The following is a 15,285-nucleotide window of genomic DNA, read 5'->3' on the forward strand; positions in this document are numbered from 1 at the left end:
AACGAACGGTAACCTATGGGAATTGCTGAGTTCACGAGAGACGGTCGCGTGGTGTTGGGTGACCGACCGGGGGCAGTGGCGGTGGCCGCGGTGTGTGGCTACCTCCTGCTTGACCTGGTCGCGAAGCTCGCCGGGACAACCGTGTTCTTTCTGGGAACCAAACTGCTGGGTGGGTCGCTCACCGTGGGCTCGTTGCTCTCGATGGTGGTCGACGGACTGCTGGTCGGCCTGGCCGTCGGTCTCGCCGGCATCGGCCTGTCGATGACCTACAGCATCCTCGATTTCGCTAACTTCGCACACGGTGACACGGTGACTGCCGGGGCGTTCCTGGGGTGGGTCGCCGCGTACATCGCCGCCGGCCTCGGGACCGGCGCGCCGGTCGCCGAACTGTTCATGCTCAACTCCGGCCGGCAGTTGAGTACCGTGACGACCTTCCTGCCGGTGCTTCTCGGGCTCGTCGTCGCCGGCGTCGGGTCGGTCGGCGTCGTCTTGCTCGTGGACCGACTCACCTACCGCCCCATGCGCGATGCGGACAACATCTCCCTGCTCATCGCCTCTATCGGCGTCGCGCTCGCGCTCCGGTACCTCATCGCCTTCGTCTTCGGCACCCAGACCAGCGGGGTCGCGAGCGGCGGCCTCCGGGTGACGGTGCTGTCGACCATCTCCGTCACCGACAACGAAATCACGCTGCTCGTGGTGTCGATCCTGTTGATGCTGGGCGTCCACCTGCTCCTCCAGCGGACCAAACTCGGCAAGGCGATGCGGGCGATGGCCGACAACGAGGACCTCGCGCGAGTGACCGGGATTCCGACCGAGCGGGTCATCCGGCTGACCTGGATTCTCGGCGGGAGCCTCGCCGGTATCGGCGGCTACCTGCTCGTTCTGGAGAGCGGCACCATCGGCTTCAACTTCGGCTGGGTTCTGCTGTTGCTCATCTTCGCCGCGGTCATCGTCGGCGGTATCGGCTCGATATACGGGGCGATGGCCGGCGGCGTCCTCATCGGACTGGTCGACAGCCTGGCGCTCATCTGGATCCCGTACGGGCTGACGCGGGCCTCGGCGTTCCTCGTGCTCATCGTCGTCCTGCTGCTTCGCCCGTCCGGCATCTTCGGGGGGGTGTCGACGGCGTGAGCGCCGCTGACGCCGTCCGGGACCGCCTCGACGCGCTCCCGGACCTGGGGCTGGTCGCCGGCTTCGTCGTCAGCATCTGGGCAGTCATGTTCGTGCTGGCGCTGGCCGTCGGCGGCCCGCAGTGGACGAACCTCGCTGTCGGCTTCATCGGCAGCGTGACCGTCCTGATGGGCGGGTACGCTATCCTCGCGCTGGCGCTGAACCTCCAGTGGGGGTACACCGGCCTGTTCAACATCGGCATCGCGGGGTTCATGGCCGTCGGCGCGTACACGACGGCGATTCTCACCGCACCGACCGACCCGGCCGCCGGGGCGGTCCCGGGGCTCGGCCTCCCGCTGTGGGTCGGCCTCATCGGCGGCATGGCGATGGCCGCCATCATCGGCGGGCTTGCGGCCCTGCCGGCGCTCCGGCTGAAGGCCGACTACCTCGCAATCGTCACGGTCGCGTTCTCCGAAATCATCCGGCTCATCGTCAACTGGGACGGTCTGTCGGAGGTCTCGCTGTTCGGGGTACCGGTCGGTACCGGCGGCGCGACCGGCATCTCGTTCAAGTCCGCCAACGAGGTCGCGTCGGGGCTCGTCAACGGCGTCGGCCAGCCGCTCGTGACCGCCGCGGAGGGCGTCGGCGTCTCCGGGCCGAACCTGGCGAATCTCACCTATGGGCTCCTCCTCCTCCTGGTCGTAGCCGCGAGCTACTGGGTGCTCGCCCGAATCACGAACTCGCCCTTCGGCCGCGTACTGAAAGCCATCCGCGAGGACGAGACCGTGACCCAGTCGCTTGGCAAGGACACCCGGCTGTTCAAAATCAAGACGTTCATGATAGGCTGTGCGCTGATGGGGCTGGCCGGCGTCCTGTTCCGCGGACAGGCGGGCTACGTCAGCCCACAGCAGTTCCGGCCGACGATTACCTTCTACGTGTTCGCGGCGCTCATCATCGGTGGTTCCGGCTCCAACACCGGGAGCATCATCGGCGCGGCGACGTTCTCGGGGCTGCTGTTTTACCTGCCGGCGCGGCTGGGCGAGACCATCTCGCTGGGCGGCTCCGGCGGCCCCGGCAACATCGTCGAGGCGGTCGCCGGGCTCGCGTCGCTCGACCCGTTCCCCCTGCTCGCCTACACCGTCGGCAACGTCAGCACGCTCCGGTTCGTCCTCATCGGCGTCGTACTCATCTACATCATCCAGAACCAGCCAGAGGGGCTTCTGGGTCACCGGAACGAACCCGCGACGAGCGTGAGTCTGGACCGGTCGGAGTCCAGCCCAGGAGGTGAGACTGATGAGTGAGCCCGACGCCGTGGAGCGAACGGAGACCGCCGTCACGAGCGACGCCATTGACTCGCCGCTGCTGGAAGTCGACGGCCTCCGCAAGGAGTTCGGCGGCGTCGTCGCGGTCGACGGGGCGACGTTCTCCGTGGCTGGGGGGTCCCTGACCGGCCTCATCGGCCCCAACGGGGCCGGCAAGTCGACGACGTTCAACTGCATCACCGGCATCCACGAGCCGACCGGCGGGCGGGTCACCTTCGACGGCGAGAGCATCACCGGCCTCCCGCCGTACACGCTCGCCAACCGCGGGCTGGTCAGGACGTTCCAGATAGCCCGCGAACTCTCCGACATGACCGTCCTGGAGAACGTGATGCTCGCGCCGGGCGGACAGATAGGCGAGTCGGTCGTCCGGTCGGTCACACCGGGGCTGCGCGGCGACGTCATCAGGGACGAAACCGAGGTCCGCGACCGCGCGTGGGAGACGCTGGAATTCTTCGAAATCGACCACCTCGCCCACGAGAACGCCGGCACGCTCTCGGGCGGCCAGCGGAAACTGCTCGAGATGGCGCGGGTCCTGATGACCGACCCCGAGATGATTCTGCTGGACGAGCCGCTGGCCGGCGTCAATCCGACGCTGGAGGAGAAGCTACTGGAGCGCATCCACGAACTCCGCCGGGAGCAGGGGCTGACCTTCCTGCTCGTCGAACACGACATGGACGTCATCATGAACAACTGCGAACACATCATCGTCATGCACCAGGGGGGCGTCCTCGCCGAAGGGGATGCGGAGACAATCAAGTCCGACGAGCGGGTACTGGAAGCGTACCTGGGGGGTGACGTATGAGCCGCGCGACGGAGTCCGAGGCTGTCACGCTCCCCAACCCGTCAGAGCGCCTCCTCGCGATTCGGAACCTCGACGCCGGCTACGGCGACCTGCAGGTCCTCAGTGACGTCCACATGGACGTCGCCGACGGCGAGTACGTCGTCATCGTCGGCCCGAACGGGGCTGGCAAGTCGACGGTGATGAAGTCCGTCTTCGGCCTGACGACGTACATGGGCGGGGAAGTCGTCTTCGACGGCACCGATATCAGCGAGCGCAATCCCGACGAAATCATCTACGAGGGCATCAGCTACGTGCCCCAGACTGGCAACGTGTTCGGCTCGCTGAGCGTCCGCGAGAACCTGGAGATGGGCGCGTACATCCTCGACGAAGTTCCGGAGGACCGCATCGAGGACGTGTACGAGCGGTTCCCGATTCTCCGGGAGCGGTCCGACCAGTCGGCCGGAACGCTGTCGGGCGGCCAACAGCAGATGCTCGCCATGGGGCGGGCGCTGATGCTCGACCCCGACCTGCTGTTGCTCGACGAGCCCTCTGCCGGCCTGGCCCCGGACCTCGTCGAGGACATGTTCGACCGCATCGACCGCATCAACGACGACGGGACGGCGGTGCTGATGGTAGAGCAAAACGCCAAGGAAGCGCTCAGGCGGTGTGACCGCGGCTACGTGCTCGTACAGGGGCAGAACCGCTACGAGGACGAGGGCTCAGTCCTGCTCAACGACGAGCAGGTCCGCCAGGACTTCCTTGGCGGATAAGCGGAACGAACTGACCGACAGCCGTTACTGGTTCATCGCGCTGTTGATTTCTGACGTGTACGAGGACTGCTGTTGCTCGAAGCCGACCTGGTTGACGATGGTGCCGCCCTCGTTCTCGAACGCGGTGGCGAACGCGTCCTGGAGCGCCTGGCCGTAGCTGTTGTTGACGTACAGCGTCGAGGCGGTCTGGGCACCGAGTTCGGACATCCCGACCTGCGCGAGAACCTGGCCCTGCAGGGCGTCGCTCGGCGGGGTGCGGAAGATGTAGTCGTCGTCTTCGAGGTTGGTAATCGTCGGCGACGTGGAGGCCGGCGAGCAGCCGACCACGCCGCTGTCGATGAGCACGTTCCTGGCGACCTGAATCGTCGTCTCCGAACTGGCCGCACCGGTGATGGAGGGGTAGCCCGCGCTGACGAGGGAGTTCGCCGCGTCGATGCCCGCCTGTGCCTGGGTCTGGGTGTCGCCGACCTGATAGTCGAACTCGAAGTCGACCTCGTCTTCGAGTTGCAGGGCCGGGAGCAACGCCGCGTCACGGATGGGCCTGCCAAGCGGCCCGAGGTCGCCGGTCTCGGGCATCAACACGCCGAACCGAACCGTCCGGCCGGCATCGCTGCCGGAGCCGCTGGGTTCCGGCTGGGGCATGTCGTCGCCGGCGCTGAAATCGACGGTGTTGAGCGACTCGATGCCGCCGCCGTCCTGGAAGCCGAAGACCTGGTACTGCGCCGAGGCCATGTCCCCGTTGCTGTCGAAGTTGACGGCGCTCGATGCGCCCTCGTACTGGATGTTCTCGCCGGCGGCGGCCGCTTCGACGGCCGCTGGTAGCTCCGAGGGGCCGTACGAGTCGCCGCCCGGGTTGGCGACGACGCGCATGTGGTCACGGACGGCCTGCCCGTCGTTTTCGCCGGCCAGCACGTTCGCCAGAATCTGGACCGCCGTCGCGTCGTAGGCCTGGGACGTGAACACGCCGGCCTCGTCGTAGTCGAACTGGGACGTGAACTGCTCCGTGAACGTGTTGACGCCGGGCCCGGCCGCCGACGGGGCCGTGCCGCGGACGTTCGACATGTCGTTGCCGACGTTGCTGGGGAGTTCGCCGTCCTGCAGCCCGTCGGTCACGAGGATATCGGCGGCGTCGTCGCCGTAGTCGGCGTAGTAGTCCTTGAACAGTTGGACACCGCTCTGTGGGTAGCCGACGACCATCAGCACGTCGGGCGAGTCCGCACCGCCGTCGCCGCCCGACTCGGTGCCGGTCGTTCCGCCGTCGCCGCCGTCACCGCCGGTCTGTTCGGTCGAACAGCCCGCCAGTCCGCCGAGCAGACCGACTGTGCTTACCGCCCCAGTGCGCTTCAGAAACGTTCGTCGGCTGGTATCGCGACTCATAACAGTTACCACTGATTCGGCTCTTATAAAAGTGTATCCTCCCGCAACGCTGTTGTCCAGCGGTCTGATACGGTCACGGCGACATTTTGGCCGTGGTCACGGCGAGGGCGGACCGGCCGCTACCGAGACGGTTGCGTCCGGACTCTCAGCGCGTCCGCGAAAAAATTTCGGGTGTTGCCCCTTATTCGACGCGACCGACGACCTTCTCGTACTCTTCGGCGACCTTGTCCCAGTTGACGACCTCGAAGAACGCGTCGATGAAGTCACCGCGGGCGGGGCCGTAGTCGTAGTAGTAGGAGTGCTCCCAGACGTCGAGCGCGAGGATGGGATGGGAGCCCCAGAGCGCGCCCTGGTCGTGCTTGCCGACCGGGACGTTGCGCAGTTGCTTGGCGACGGGGTCGTACACGAGCAGGGCCCAGCCGCCGGCGGCCGAGGCCGCGGCCTCGAACTCGCCCTTCCAGCCCTCGTAGGAGCCGAAGTCCTCCTCGATGCGGTCGAGGAGGTCCCCCTCCGGCTCGCCGCCGCCGTTGGGGTCCATGTTCTCCCAGAACAGCGTGTGGAGATAGTGTCCACTGCCGTTGTGGGTGACGTTGCCCATCGCTCCGGCGCTCGAACCGAACTCACCGGCGTCGCGGTTCTCCGCGAGCGTCTCCTCGGCCGACGCGAGGCCGTTTACGTAGCCCTGATGGTGGGTGTCGTGGTGCCAGGTGAGCACCTGTTCGGAGATGTGAGGTTCCAGTGCGTCGTAGTCGTACGGGAGCGGTGGCAGCTCGGGGTCGGAATGTTCGGACATATGAAAACGCCTCCATCAGTATCTGTCGCGCGGCTGCCTGTTAAACGTTTAGGAGCCATTCGTTAGCGCCCGACACGGACGGCCGGACGGGACCACGACCACGCGTTATCATGGGGGCCACAGGGCGGCGCTCGCTCGTGTGTAAGCGTTCGGGAGAGTTCAATGAGCGGGAACGATTAGTCGTCGCCCCGTGCCCGCTCGAACATCGCCAGGGCCTGTTCGCGGCGCTCGCTGTGGTCGACGACGGGGTCGGGGTAGTCGGGCGCGGCCGACCGCCGCTGGGTGAGCGACGCCTCGTGCCAGTCGTGGATAATCTCCGGGCCGGCGTCCCGCAGTTCGGGCACGTACTCCTTGATGTACTCGGCGTCTGGGTCGTAGTCCTCGCCCTGGGTCATCGGGTTGAAGATGCGGAAGTACGGCTGGGCGTCGGTCCCGGTGGAGGCGGCCCACTGCCAGCCGCCGTTGTCGTTGGCCGTGTCGTGGTCGACCAGTTTCTCCCGGAACCACTCGTAGCCGTGTCGCCAGTCGACGAGCAGGTCCTTCGTGAGGAAGGAGGCGACTATCATCCGGACGCGGTTGTGCATGTACGCTTCTTCCCGGAGCTGGCGCATCCCGGCGTCGACGATTGGATAGCCGGTCTCGCCGTCCTTCCAGGCCTGCAGGAGGTCTTCGTCGTTCTCCCACTCGAGGGGGTGCTCGTAGGACTTGTAGTTCGAACTGACGACGTTCGGGTGGGCAAACAGCACCTGCGTGTAGAACTCCCGCCAGGCCAGCTGGGACTGGAACTCCCGTACTGACTCGCGGCGGTCGCCGCCGGTCCCTGCCTTGGCGTCCTCGGTGCGGTCGTACACCTCCCTGATGCCGATGGTGCCGAACTTCAGATGTGGCGAGAGTCGGGACGTGCACTCGTCGGCCGGGAAGTCCCGCCGCTTTTCGTACTCGTAGACGTTCCCGTCGAGGAACGCATCCAGCAGCCCCCGCGCTTCTTCGGTCCCTGCTGGGGGCACGTCCGCTTCCGGCTCCTCGAAACCGAGGTCGACGAGCGTCGGGAGCGGGGCGCCGTCGACGGCGGCCAGCGCGTCGGCCGACGGCGGTTCGTAGGGGGCCGCCTTCTCGCGGTCGTGCCACTTCCGGCCGAAGTAGGTGAAGACGCTGTAGGGGTCGCCGTCGTTCGTCGTTATCTCGCCGGGCTCGTGCAACACGGCGTTCTGGACGGCCTCGCGGGCCACGTCGACGTCGTCGAGTGCCTGCCGGACGGCGGCGTCGCGTTCGCGGGCGAGCCCGGAGTAGTCTTTCCCCCAGGTGACCCGCTCCGCGCCGTACTCGGCGGCGAGGGCCGGGAGGACGGCAGTGGGGTCGCCCTCGGCGACGACGAGGTCGCTGCCGCGGTCGCGGTACCACTCCCGCAGGCTGTCGAGCGCGTCGAGCATGAACGCGACCCGCGGCGGGCCGGCGTGGTCGAGGACGGCCCTGTCGAAGACGAACACCGGAACGACGGGGTCTGACGGGGTCGCTTCGGCGAGGCCGGCGTTGTCCGCCGCCCTGAGGTCACGGCGATGCCAGTGCAGGCGCATACCTAGTGCACGTGCCAGCCCGGGCAAAAGGTACTGCCCAACGATGTTGGTCTGGCAGGCGGTGACGGACACCACTGTTATCTCTCCGCCGGGCGAGCGTACGCGCATGGACGACACGACCGTGACGGCGTCGACGGACGGGGCCGTAGCCACAGTGACGCTGAACCGACCGGACGCGAGAAACGCCCTCTCGAAGGCGACCGCCGAGGCGCTCACCGACCGGTTCGAGTCGGTGGCCGACGGCGACGCCCGGTGTGTCGTACTCGAAGGTGCGGGCCCCGCGTTCTGTGCCGGCGGCGACATCAACGCGATGCTGGAAGGGGTCGACGGCGACCAGCCGCCGGCCGAGCGGGTCGAACAGGTGGTCTCGTCGCTCCACGAGGCCATCCGGACCGTCCACAGCTGTCCGCTCCCGGTCGTCGCCGAGATAGACGGCCCCGCTTTCGGCGCGGGAGCGGGGCTCGCGCTGGCCTGTGACCTGCAGGTCGCAAGCACCGACGCCCAGATAGGCTTTGGCTTCCGCCGGGTCGGCCTGGCGAGTGACTCCGGGGTCTCGTACTTCCTCCCCCGAATCGTCGGCCCGAACAAGGCCAAGGAGCTCCTGTTTACCGGCGAGTTACTGGACGCCGAGGCCGCCCACGAACTCGGGCTGTTCACGCAGGTGTTCGACGCAGAGTCGTTCGACTCGGCGGCTTCGGCGCTCGTCGAGGACATCGCGTCGGGGCCGACGGTCGCACTCGGTCACGCGAAGCGACTGGTCGACCGGAGTCTGGACAGCTCCCTGGAGCAGGCGCTGGAGAACGAGGCCACCGCGCAGGGCCTCGTCTTCACGACCGACGACCACGAGGAGGGCGCGACCGCCTTCGTCGAGAACCGCGAGCCGGAGTTCCGGGGCCAGTAGCCTGCGTGGCGGGTACCGGTCACCGAACCGGGCAGCGACTCCGCGATGGAAGAGGAAAAAGACGAGACGAAAGACGAGAGCACTCGACGGCGTCGACTACAGTTTCCGCTCGGCGTCCTCGGCCAGCTCCTTCATCCGCTTGCTGACCCGGCCTGCATCGGAGAACTCGTCTTCGCTCATCGCCGTCGCCAGGGAGTTCCCGAGCACGAAGACGGCGTGTTTGTGCTCGCTCTTCGACTTGTGCACGTCGGAGGGGCGCACGTCGAGTTCCTGGTAGGTGTCGAACAGGTCGGGGTCGACCGAGTCCATGTCGTCGCGGAAGTACTCCATAATCGTCACCATCTGCTCGTGTAGCTCGAGAAGCTCGTCTTTGTGCATAGCTACAGTACGTAGCGGCACGTCCATAAGAATTGCTTGAGAAGGGATACCAGACTCTCACGCCTGCATTTTCAGAAGACGTACTCGTCGTCGTGACCCATCATGCCGTCTTCTTCGAACCCTGGCTCCTCGTCTTCGTCCTGTGGTCCGGAGGTTTTGTACGCCTTGAGCCCGGTCGACAGGAGGTCCTCGATGGCTTCCTCGCGGTTGAGGAACTCGCCTTTCTCGACGAGCTGCGCGATCTGCATCTCCAGGTGTTCCGGGATATTGATCTCTACCTTGGGCATCGCAACATAGGGGGCTTCGACTAAGCCCTATTTAAACTTGACGGGGGTGTGTTCGTAGATTGCAGAATTAAACTTGTACAACTGAGAGCCGAGATTTGTGAACGGAAAGATTAATCTCACCGAAGCGAAACGATTCGTCGCTGCGGCAGTTACCCGGGCAAAATCGGTGTCGCGGCCTCCATGGACGGCCGTCCGGACTCGCCAACGGAATCGAGCGTATAGTTAGGCTCAAAGGTGCGGAATCCTAAGGCGTGGGTGATGGAACCACTGCGTGGTGACGAGACGACGGTTGGTGAGACAACGGTCGTCGCACGCGGGTGTCGCCTCGACGACGCACCGGTGCGGGCGGTACTGGAAACGGACGCTCGCCCCCGGTTCTTCTGGGCGGCCGGTACCGAGTCAATCGCGGCCCGCGGGAGCGCGGCGACCGTGACCGCCGACGGGCAGTCGCGGTTCGACGACGTTCAGGCGGCGGTCGCGGCGCTGTTCGAGGACTGTTCGATCCCCGAAGGGCTCCCGAGCGCCGCCCGACCGCGGGCGTTCGGCGGGTTCGCCTTCCACAACGGGAGCCACGAGGGGGACAACTCCCCCTGGGGCGGGTTCCCCAGTGCGGCGTTTTTCCTCCCCGAGGTGCAGGTGACCGCGAGGGCCGACGACGCCTGGCTCACGACGGCCGCGACGGGACCCGAGGCCGCCGCGGAGGCGGAGCGGCTGCTCGCCGAGTGGCGCGACCGCCTGGCCACGCTCTCGGAGCGCGAGCCGGGCGTCCCGCCGGGAATCTCGCGCCGGGAGCGCACGCCCACACAGGCGGGCTGGCGCGAGCAGGTGTCGGCCGCCCTCTCCAGCGTCGACTGCGGCGACCTCCAGAAGGTCGTCCTCGCACAGAGTCTCAAGGTCGCGCTGGAGGCCGACCTGTCGGTCCCCGACGTGATGGCGCGGCTGTCCCGGACCTACCCGGACTGCTACCGGTTCATGCTGTCGCCCGAGGCCGGCGGCACCTTCTTCGGGGCCACGCCGGAGCGGCTGGTGTCGGTCCGCGGACGGACGGTTCGGACGGAGGCGCTCGCCGGCTCGACGGGCCGGGGCGACACGCCCGCCGAGGACGAGTGGCTCGCCGCCGAACTCTTGGACAGCGAGAAGGACCGCCACGAGCAGAAGCTCGTCGCCGACGCGATACGCGACCAGCTGGAGCCGTTCGCCTCGACGGTCCGCATCGGCGACCGGACGATCCGCCGGCTCGCCACGGTCCAGCACCTCCGGACGTCGATTACGGCCGAACTCGACGACGACGAGCACGTCCTCTCGCTGGTCGAGGCGCTCCACCCGACCCCGGCCGTCGGCGGCCTGCCGCCGGACGCGGCGCTTCGGACCATCCGCGAGACGGAGGCGTTCGACCGCGGGTGGTACGCAGCCCCTATCGGCTGGGTCGACGCGGCCGGCAACGGGACCTTCGCCGTCGGCATCCGCTCGGCCGTCGCCACGGAGCGGGAGGCGACCCTCTTCGCGGGCGCGGGCATCGTCGCGGACAGCGACCCCGACCGCGAGTGGGACGAGGTCCAGCTCAAGTACCGGCCGATTCTGGACGAACTGGAATGACGGCTCCGAACGTCAACACGCTGTGGGCCGAGACGCTCGTCGAGGAGCTCGTCGCCGGCGGCGTCGACGCGGCGTGTCTCTCGCCCGGCAGTCGCTCGACGCCGCTGACGGTCGCGTTCGCCGAGCATCCCGACATCGAAGTGTTCTCCCACCTCGACGAGCGGTCGGCGGCCTTCTTCGCGCTGGGACGCGCTCGACGAACCGGCGAGCCGACGCCGCTGGTCTGTACCTCCGGGACCGCCGCGGCGAACTACCACCCGGCGGTCGTCGAAGCGAACCAGTCGGGCGTCCCACTCGTGCTCCTGACGGCGGACCGCCCGCCTGAACTCATCGACAGCGGCGCGAATCAGACCGTCGACCAGGAGAAGCTGTACGGCGACGCCGTCCGGTGGTATCGGGACATGCCCGAACCCGAGGCCGAGCCACGCAAGGTGCGGATGCTCCGAACCACGGCGGCCCGCGCGCTGGCGGAGAGCACCGGAGCCGACCCGGGCCCGGTCCACCTGAACTGTCGGTTCCGGAAGCCGCTGGAGCCGACACCGACGCCCGAGGACGCCCCGGCCGGCGTTCCCGACGACTGGGCGGGCGGCGACGACGCGGCCGAAGCCGGCCGCGACGGCCCGTTCGTCTCGACCAGCGAGGGCGTCGCCGAACCGGACGAGCGGACAGTGCGCCGGGTTCGGGAGTCGCTCCGGGCCGCCAAGCGGGGCCTCATCGTCGCCGGGCCGGCCGACCGGGGGCTCAGCGCCGACTCGCTGGCGCGGCTGGCGTCCGCGACCGGCTTCCCCGTCTTCGCGGACCCGCTGTCGGACCTGCGGTTCGGCCCCCACGTCGACCGCCTCGACGTGCCGGTCTGTGGCGGCTACGACGGCTACCTCGGCAGCGACGGCGTCGAGGAGTGGGGCGACCCCGACGTGGTCGTCCGCTTCGGCGCGTCACCGACCTCGAAGCCGCTGCGGCACTACCTCCGGGACGCCGACTGCCGGCAGTTCGTCGTCGACCCGAGCGGCGGCTGGCCGGAGGCGGAGTTCACCGCGACAGACCTGCTCGTCGCCGACCCGGACGCCACCGCGGACGCGCTCGCGGCGGCACCGCTGGGTAGCGTTTCGGAGTCGTGGCGCGAGCGGTTCGCCAGGGCGGAACGGGTCCACTGGGAGGCCGTCGACGATACTGTCGCCGAAACCTACTGGGAGGGCGGCGTCCTCGCGGACGTGGCGGCGCTGGCCCCGGACCCGGCCACGCTGTTTGTCTCGAACAGCATGCCAGTCCGCGACGTGGACCGCTTCGGCCGACCCCGCGACGCCGACCTGACCGTGCTCGGAAACCGCGGGGCCAGCGGCATCGACGGCATCACGTCGACAGCACTCGGAGCCGGGAGCGCGACGGCGGACCCGCTCGTGCTCGTCACCGGCGACCTGGCCTATTACCACGACATGAACGGCCTGCTCGCGCTCGGTCGCTGTGGCGTGGACGCGACGGTCGTCCTGATAAACAACGACGGCGGCGGCATCTTCCACATGCTTCCCATCGAGGACCACCCCACCTTCGAGGACCAGTTCCGGACGCCACATGGGCTGGATTTCGAGCCGACGGAGGCGCTCTACGCGCTGGATTTCGAACGCGTTGCCGACCGTCGGGAGTTCCGCGAGCGGTTCGCCGAGTCGGTCCGGGCCGACGGCACGCAGGTCATCGAGGTCCAGTTCGACGCCGGCGACAGCCACGCGGTCAGGGACCGCCTCGCCCAGCAGGTCGCCGACGCCCTCGGGGGCGACTGAGTTCTCAGAGCCGCAACACGAATGCGGTCAGCAGCGACAGCCCGAACGGGAGCCACGTCCCCGACAGCGCCAGCGCCCCGACCAGCGAGAACGCGCTGACGTTCAGCGCGACCAGGACCGCCGTCGTCGCCAGGCTCCATGTCCCGAACACCATAATCGCAATCGAGGGTTCGGACTGGAGGTACCCGACCATGCACAGGGTACAGACGCCGATGGTCACGTTGACCCACAGCGGGAACGCCGGGAGCAGGGCGCTGAACAGCAACACTGGGTAGAGGGCGAAAGTGATGGCAAACAGCGTCAGCTCGCGGCCGCTCGGCACCTGCAGCAACGACCCGCCGGAGAGGGTATCCGTCTGGCGGACGGCGTAGGCCGACGACGAACTCCAGGTGCCAGCGCCGTCGGAACGGTCGCTGAATCCCCCTGTCGCGCCGGAACTCCAGGCAGCCCCCGGCTCCGCCGCGCTGGCGGTCTCCGTGGTCGTCCCGGACCTCCGGTCGCTGTCCGCGGCCGCATCGGCACCCGAGCGCCCGTCCTCGGCGACGCGGTCCCTGGCGGCTCGTTCGCGTCGCGTCCGGTCCCGGGTGTGCGTCCGCGACGTCGTGTTCGCGGTCCGGTCGGTCGTCGACGTAGCCCCGTCGTAGCCCGCGCGCCGCGCCGCTTCGGCCGCGTCACTGCTGCCCTCGGCCGCGTCGCTCCCGCCCGCGACGTAGGCGTCGTGGCCCAGCCGGTCGTACCGCGCCCGCTTGTCCTCGTCGGTGAGCACGTCTCGGGCCCGGATGAGCCGCTGTGTGGCCTCGCCGGCGTCGGCCGCGTCGCTCACGTCGGGATGGGTCTCCTTCAGGCGCTCCCGGTAGGCCGCTTCGATGGCCGCCGTCGACGCGTCGGTCGAAACGCCCAACACCTCGTAGAACGTCTCGCTCATGGCGGGCGCAGCACCCACCGGAGACTCGGTTCGGTCACTCGTCCTCGACGCCTCCGTCGGTCTCCGCGCCGCGGTCCCGCGCGAGCCGTTCGAGCGCCGTCGCGATGCGTTCAAGCGTGAACACGAACCGCACGAGCAGATACAGGAACCAGGGGACGACGGCGACTAGCAGCCCGAGTAGAATCTGCTGGACAACGAGCAGGCTGTACAGGACGATAGCCACGGAGAGGGCCGCGAGTATCCCTATCGCCGCCTTTCTGTTCGGGTTGGAGGGCATCGCTAGCCCGTTCACGGCCGCGGAACCAAAGCGTTTGCTCCCGCGTGGACACGAGGAATCTTTTTGCGAGGGCCGTCCCGAGCCACGGTATGGTCTCTGAGCTATTCGACCCGGACCGCTGGACCGCCGTCGACCGGTTCGACTTCACCGACATCACCTACCACCGCTCGACGGAGACGGGCGCGGTCCGCATCGCCTTCGACCGGCCCGAGAAGCGCAACGCCTTCCGCCCGGAGACGGTCGACGAACTCGCGACGGCGCTGGACCACGCAAAGCGCCAGACCGACGTGGGCTGTGTCCTCCTGACCGGCAACGGCCCATCGTCGAAGGACGGCGGCTGGGCCTTCTGCGCCGGCGGGGACCAGAGCATTCGGGGCGAGTCAGGCTACGAGTACAGCGAGTCGCCACGCGACTCGGACACAGCGAGCGGGGAGCAAAGCGACCCGCGGGAGACGAGCGACGGGGGCGACGACGCCCCCGAGAACGTGGGCCGGCTCCACATCCTCGAAGTCCAGCGCCAGATACGCCACATCCCCAAGCCCGTCGTCGCCGTCGTCCCCGGCTGGGCTGTCGGTGGCGGCCACTCCCTGCACGTCGTCTGTGACCTCACGCTCGCCAGCGAGGAGCACGCGAAGTTCCTCCAGACGGACCCAGACGTGGGCAGTTTCGACGGCGGCTTCGGCTCGGCGTACCTCGCCCGGCAAGTCGGCCAGAAGAAGGCCCGAGAGGTGTTCTTCCTCGGCAAGACCTACAGCGGCGAGGAGGCCGCCGACATGGGGATGGTCAACGAGGTCGTGGCCCACGAGGCCCTCGAAGACACCGCTATCGAGTGGGCCGAGCGGATGAACGAGAAGTCGCCGACGGCGATGCGGATGCTGAAGTACGCCTTCAATCTCGACTCGGACGGCATGGTCGGTCAGCAGGTGTTCGCCGGCGAGGCGACCCGCCTGGCCTACATGACCGACGAGGCCCAGGAGGGCCGGGACGCCTTCAACGAGGGCCGCGACCCGGACTTCGACGACGTCCCGTGGCACTACTGAGCCGGCGGAACGGACGAAACGGCGCGCTCAGTCCTCGTAGGCCAGCGTCATGACCCACTGCGAGAAGGTGTCGTCGTGGGGGTCAACCTCCTCGTCACCGATGAACGGTGAGAGCTGGTCGCCGGCCATCAGGAGCGAGAAGTCGAGGTCGCGGGCCGCGGGGGTCAGATAGTAGGTGTTGTGGCCCTCGTAGACCGTCTCCTCGCGCTGGATGAGGTCCTTCTCGAACAGGGACTCGACGATGCGACTCCCCTTCCGCGAGGAGACGTCGAGTTCCTTCCAGAAGTCGCTCTGGTGGATGCCGCCGGACTCCCGAATCAGTTCGAGCCCGGCCCGCTCGCCCTCAGAAAGGTCCGCCTCCGACGCTGCTGAACTCATG

The 15,285-nt window shown here is 68.0% G+C and carries 16 protein-coding genes; 8 read left to right on the forward strand and 8 right to left on the reverse strand.

Annotated elements, in window-relative coordinates; genetic code table 11:
- The first annotated feature begins 15 nt into the window (after nucleotides 1-15).
- From VI123_RS16010 to VI123_RS16025, 4 genes are read left to right on the forward strand one after another with little or no spacing between them, the layout of a single operon-like run.
- A complete protein-coding gene (locus VI123_RS16010; protein WP_336339063.1) occupies nucleotides 16-1,131 on the forward strand; it encodes a branched-chain amino acid ABC transporter permease in 1,116 nt (371 codons plus the stop codon).
- Complete coding sequence (locus VI123_RS16015; protein WP_336339064.1) at nucleotides 1,128-2,411, forward strand: branched-chain amino acid ABC transporter permease; 1,284 nt, start codon at nucleotides 1,128-1,130, stop codon at nucleotides 2,409-2,411. Before VI123_RS16010 ends, VI123_RS16015 begins: the two co-directional genes overlap by 4 nt.
- Complete coding sequence (locus VI123_RS16020; protein WP_336339065.1) at nucleotides 2,404-3,234, forward strand: ABC transporter ATP-binding protein; 831 nt, start codon at nucleotides 2,404-2,406, stop codon at nucleotides 3,232-3,234. The genes VI123_RS16015 and VI123_RS16020 overlap by 8 nt, the downstream gene beginning before the upstream one ends.
- The gene (locus VI123_RS16025) at nucleotides 3,231-3,983 is read left to right on the forward strand and encodes an ABC transporter ATP-binding protein (RefSeq protein WP_336339066.1); all 753 of its coding nucleotides are present in this window, start codon (nucleotides 3,231-3,233) and stop codon (nucleotides 3,981-3,983) included. Before VI123_RS16020 ends, VI123_RS16025 begins: the two co-directional genes overlap by 4 nt.
- A 24-nt stretch (nucleotides 3,984-4,007) precedes the next feature.
- On the opposite strand, the gene VI123_RS16030 is transcribed toward VI123_RS16025, so the two are convergent.
- From VI123_RS16030 to VI123_RS16040, 3 genes are all read right to left on the reverse strand, one after another.
- Nucleotides 4,008-5,360, reverse strand: coding sequence for an ABC transporter substrate-binding protein (locus tag VI123_RS16030; protein ID WP_407067010.1), 1,353 nt, complete (start codon nucleotides 5,358-5,360; stop codon nucleotides 4,008-4,010).
- A gap of 181 nt (nucleotides 5,361-5,541) precedes the next feature.
- A complete protein-coding gene (gene sod, locus VI123_RS16035; protein ID WP_336339067.1) occupies nucleotides 5,542-6,153 on the reverse strand; it encodes a superoxide dismutase in 612 nt (203 codons plus the stop codon).
- A 176-nt stretch (nucleotides 6,154-6,329) separates the two neighbouring features.
- Nucleotides 6,330-7,727 carry a cryptochrome/photolyase family protein gene (locus VI123_RS16040; protein ID WP_336339068.1) on the reverse strand — a complete coding sequence of 466 codons (1,398 nt, stop codon included), beginning with the start codon at nucleotides 7,725-7,727 and terminating at the stop codon, nucleotides 6,330-6,332.
- A 43-nt stretch (nucleotides 7,728-7,770) separates the two neighbouring features.
- Between VI123_RS16040 and VI123_RS16045 the strand changes: the two genes are divergently transcribed.
- On the forward strand, nucleotides 7,771-8,628 hold the full coding sequence (locus VI123_RS16045; protein ID WP_336339069.1) for an enoyl-CoA hydratase/isomerase family protein: 858 nt from the start codon (nucleotides 7,771-7,773) through the stop codon (nucleotides 8,626-8,628).
- Between the two features lie 96 nt (nucleotides 8,629-8,724).
- Here VI123_RS16045 and VI123_RS16050 read toward each other — a convergent pair whose 3' ends face one another.
- Both VI123_RS16050 and VI123_RS16055 read right to left on the reverse strand, forming a co-directional pair.
- Nucleotides 8,725-9,006: a UPF0058 family protein gene (locus VI123_RS16050; RefSeq protein ID WP_336339070.1), complete on the reverse strand. Its 282-nt coding sequence runs from the start codon at nucleotides 9,004-9,006 to the stop codon at nucleotides 8,725-8,727.
- Nucleotides 9,007-9,077: 71 nt separating this feature from the next.
- Nucleotides 9,078-9,293: a ribbon-helix-helix domain-containing protein gene (locus tag VI123_RS16055; protein ID WP_004517946.1), complete on the reverse strand. Its 216-nt coding sequence runs from the start codon at nucleotides 9,291-9,293 to the stop codon at nucleotides 9,078-9,080.
- Between the two features lie 258 nt (nucleotides 9,294-9,551).
- Here VI123_RS16055 and VI123_RS16060 point away from each other — a divergent pair, with 258 nt between their 5' ends.
- On the forward strand, nucleotides 9,552-10,889 hold the full coding sequence (locus tag VI123_RS16060) for an isochorismate synthase (RefSeq protein ID WP_336339071.1): 1,338 nt from the start codon (nucleotides 9,552-9,554) through the stop codon (nucleotides 10,887-10,889).
- Nucleotides 10,886-12,664 carry a 2-succinyl-5-enolpyruvyl-6-hydroxy-3-cyclohexene-1-carboxylic-acid synthase gene (gene menD, locus VI123_RS16065; protein ID WP_336339072.1) on the forward strand — a complete coding sequence of 593 codons (1,779 nt, stop codon included), beginning with the start codon at nucleotides 10,886-10,888 and terminating at the stop codon, nucleotides 12,662-12,664. Before VI123_RS16060 ends, menD begins: the two co-directional genes overlap by 4 nt.
- Nucleotides 12,665-12,668: 4 nt before the next feature.
- Here the strand turns inward: menD and VI123_RS16070 are convergent, their stop codons facing one another.
- Complete coding sequence (locus tag VI123_RS16070; protein ID WP_336339073.1) at nucleotides 12,669-13,589, reverse strand: J domain-containing protein; 921 nt, start codon at nucleotides 13,587-13,589, stop codon at nucleotides 12,669-12,671.
- 34 nt (nucleotides 13,590-13,623) lie between these two features.
- Nucleotides 13,624-13,866: a hypothetical protein gene (locus VI123_RS16075; protein WP_336339074.1), complete on the reverse strand. Its 243-nt coding sequence runs from the start codon at nucleotides 13,864-13,866 to the stop codon at nucleotides 13,624-13,626.
- A gap of 89 nt (nucleotides 13,867-13,955) precedes the next feature.
- Between VI123_RS16075 and VI123_RS16080 the strand changes: the two genes are divergently transcribed.
- Entirely contained in the window at nucleotides 13,956-14,906 is a 951-nt protein-coding gene (locus VI123_RS16080) for a 1,4-dihydroxy-2-naphthoyl-CoA synthase (RefSeq protein WP_336339075.1), read from the forward strand.
- 27 nt (nucleotides 14,907-14,933) lie between these two features.
- Here VI123_RS16080 and VI123_RS16085 read toward each other — a convergent pair whose 3' ends face one another.
- A complete protein-coding gene (locus VI123_RS16085) occupies nucleotides 14,934-15,284 on the reverse strand; it encodes a helix-turn-helix transcriptional regulator (protein WP_336339076.1) in 351 nt (116 codons plus the stop codon).
- Nucleotide 15,285: the final 1 nt, after the last annotated feature.

The sequence above is a fragment of the Haloarcula sp. DT43 genome (assembly GCF_037078405.1).
GTDB lineage: Archaea > Halobacteriota > Halobacteria > Halobacteriales > Haloarculaceae > Haloarcula > Haloarcula brevis.

What these genes read in the sequence shown, in the direction of transcription:
- VI123_RS16010 (WP_336339063.1), top strand. Translation starts at nt 16, where the DNA reads ATGGGAATTGCTGAGTTCACGAGAGACGGTCGCGTGGTGTTGGGTGAC.
- VI123_RS16020 (WP_336339065.1), top strand. Translation starts at nt 2,404, where the DNA reads ATGAGTGAGCCCGACGCCGTGGAGCGAACGGAGACCGCCGTCACGAGC.
- VI123_RS16025 (WP_336339066.1), top strand. Translation starts at nt 3,231, where the DNA reads ATGAGCCGCGCGACGGAGTCCGAGGCTGTCACGCTCCCCAACCCGTCA.
- VI123_RS16030 (WP_407067010.1), bottom strand. Translation starts at nt 5,360, where the DNA reads ATGAGTCGCGATACCAGCCGACGAACGTTTCTGAAGCGCACTGGGGCG.
- sod (WP_336339067.1), bottom strand. Translation starts at nt 6,153, where the DNA reads ATGTCCGAACATTCCGACCCCGAGCTGCCACCGCTCCCGTACGACTAC.
- VI123_RS16040 (WP_336339068.1), bottom strand. Translation starts at nt 7,727, where the DNA reads ATGCGCCTGCACTGGCATCGCCGTGACCTCAGGGCGGCGGACAACGCC.
- VI123_RS16045 (WP_336339069.1), top strand. Translation starts at nt 7,771, where the DNA reads ATGTTGGTCTGGCAGGCGGTGACGGACACCACTGTTATCTCTCCGCCG.
- VI123_RS16050 (WP_336339070.1), bottom strand. Translation starts at nt 9,006, where the DNA reads ATGCACAAAGACGAGCTTCTCGAGCTACACGAGCAGATGGTGACGATT.
- VI123_RS16055 (WP_004517946.1), bottom strand. Translation starts at nt 9,293, where the DNA reads ATGCCCAAGGTAGAGATCAATATCCCGGAACACCTGGAGATGCAGATC.
- VI123_RS16060 (WP_336339071.1), top strand. Translation starts at nt 9,552, where the DNA reads ATGGAACCACTGCGTGGTGACGAGACGACGGTTGGTGAGACAACGGTC.
- menD (WP_336339072.1), top strand. Translation starts at nt 10,886, where the DNA reads ATGACGGCTCCGAACGTCAACACGCTGTGGGCCGAGACGCTCGTCGAG.
- VI123_RS16070 (WP_336339073.1), bottom strand. Translation starts at nt 13,589, where the DNA reads ATGAGCGAGACGTTCTACGAGGTGTTGGGCGTTTCGACCGACGCGTCG.
- VI123_RS16075 (WP_336339074.1), bottom strand. Translation starts at nt 13,866, where the DNA reads ATGCCCTCCAACCCGAACAGAAAGGCGGCGATAGGGATACTCGCGGCC.
- VI123_RS16080 (WP_336339075.1), top strand. Translation starts at nt 13,956, where the DNA reads ATGGTCTCTGAGCTATTCGACCCGGACCGCTGGACCGCCGTCGACCGG.
- VI123_RS16085 (WP_336339076.1), bottom strand. Translation starts at nt 15,284, where the DNA reads ATGAGTTCAGCAGCGTCGGAGGCGGACCTTTCTGAGGGCGAGCGGGCC.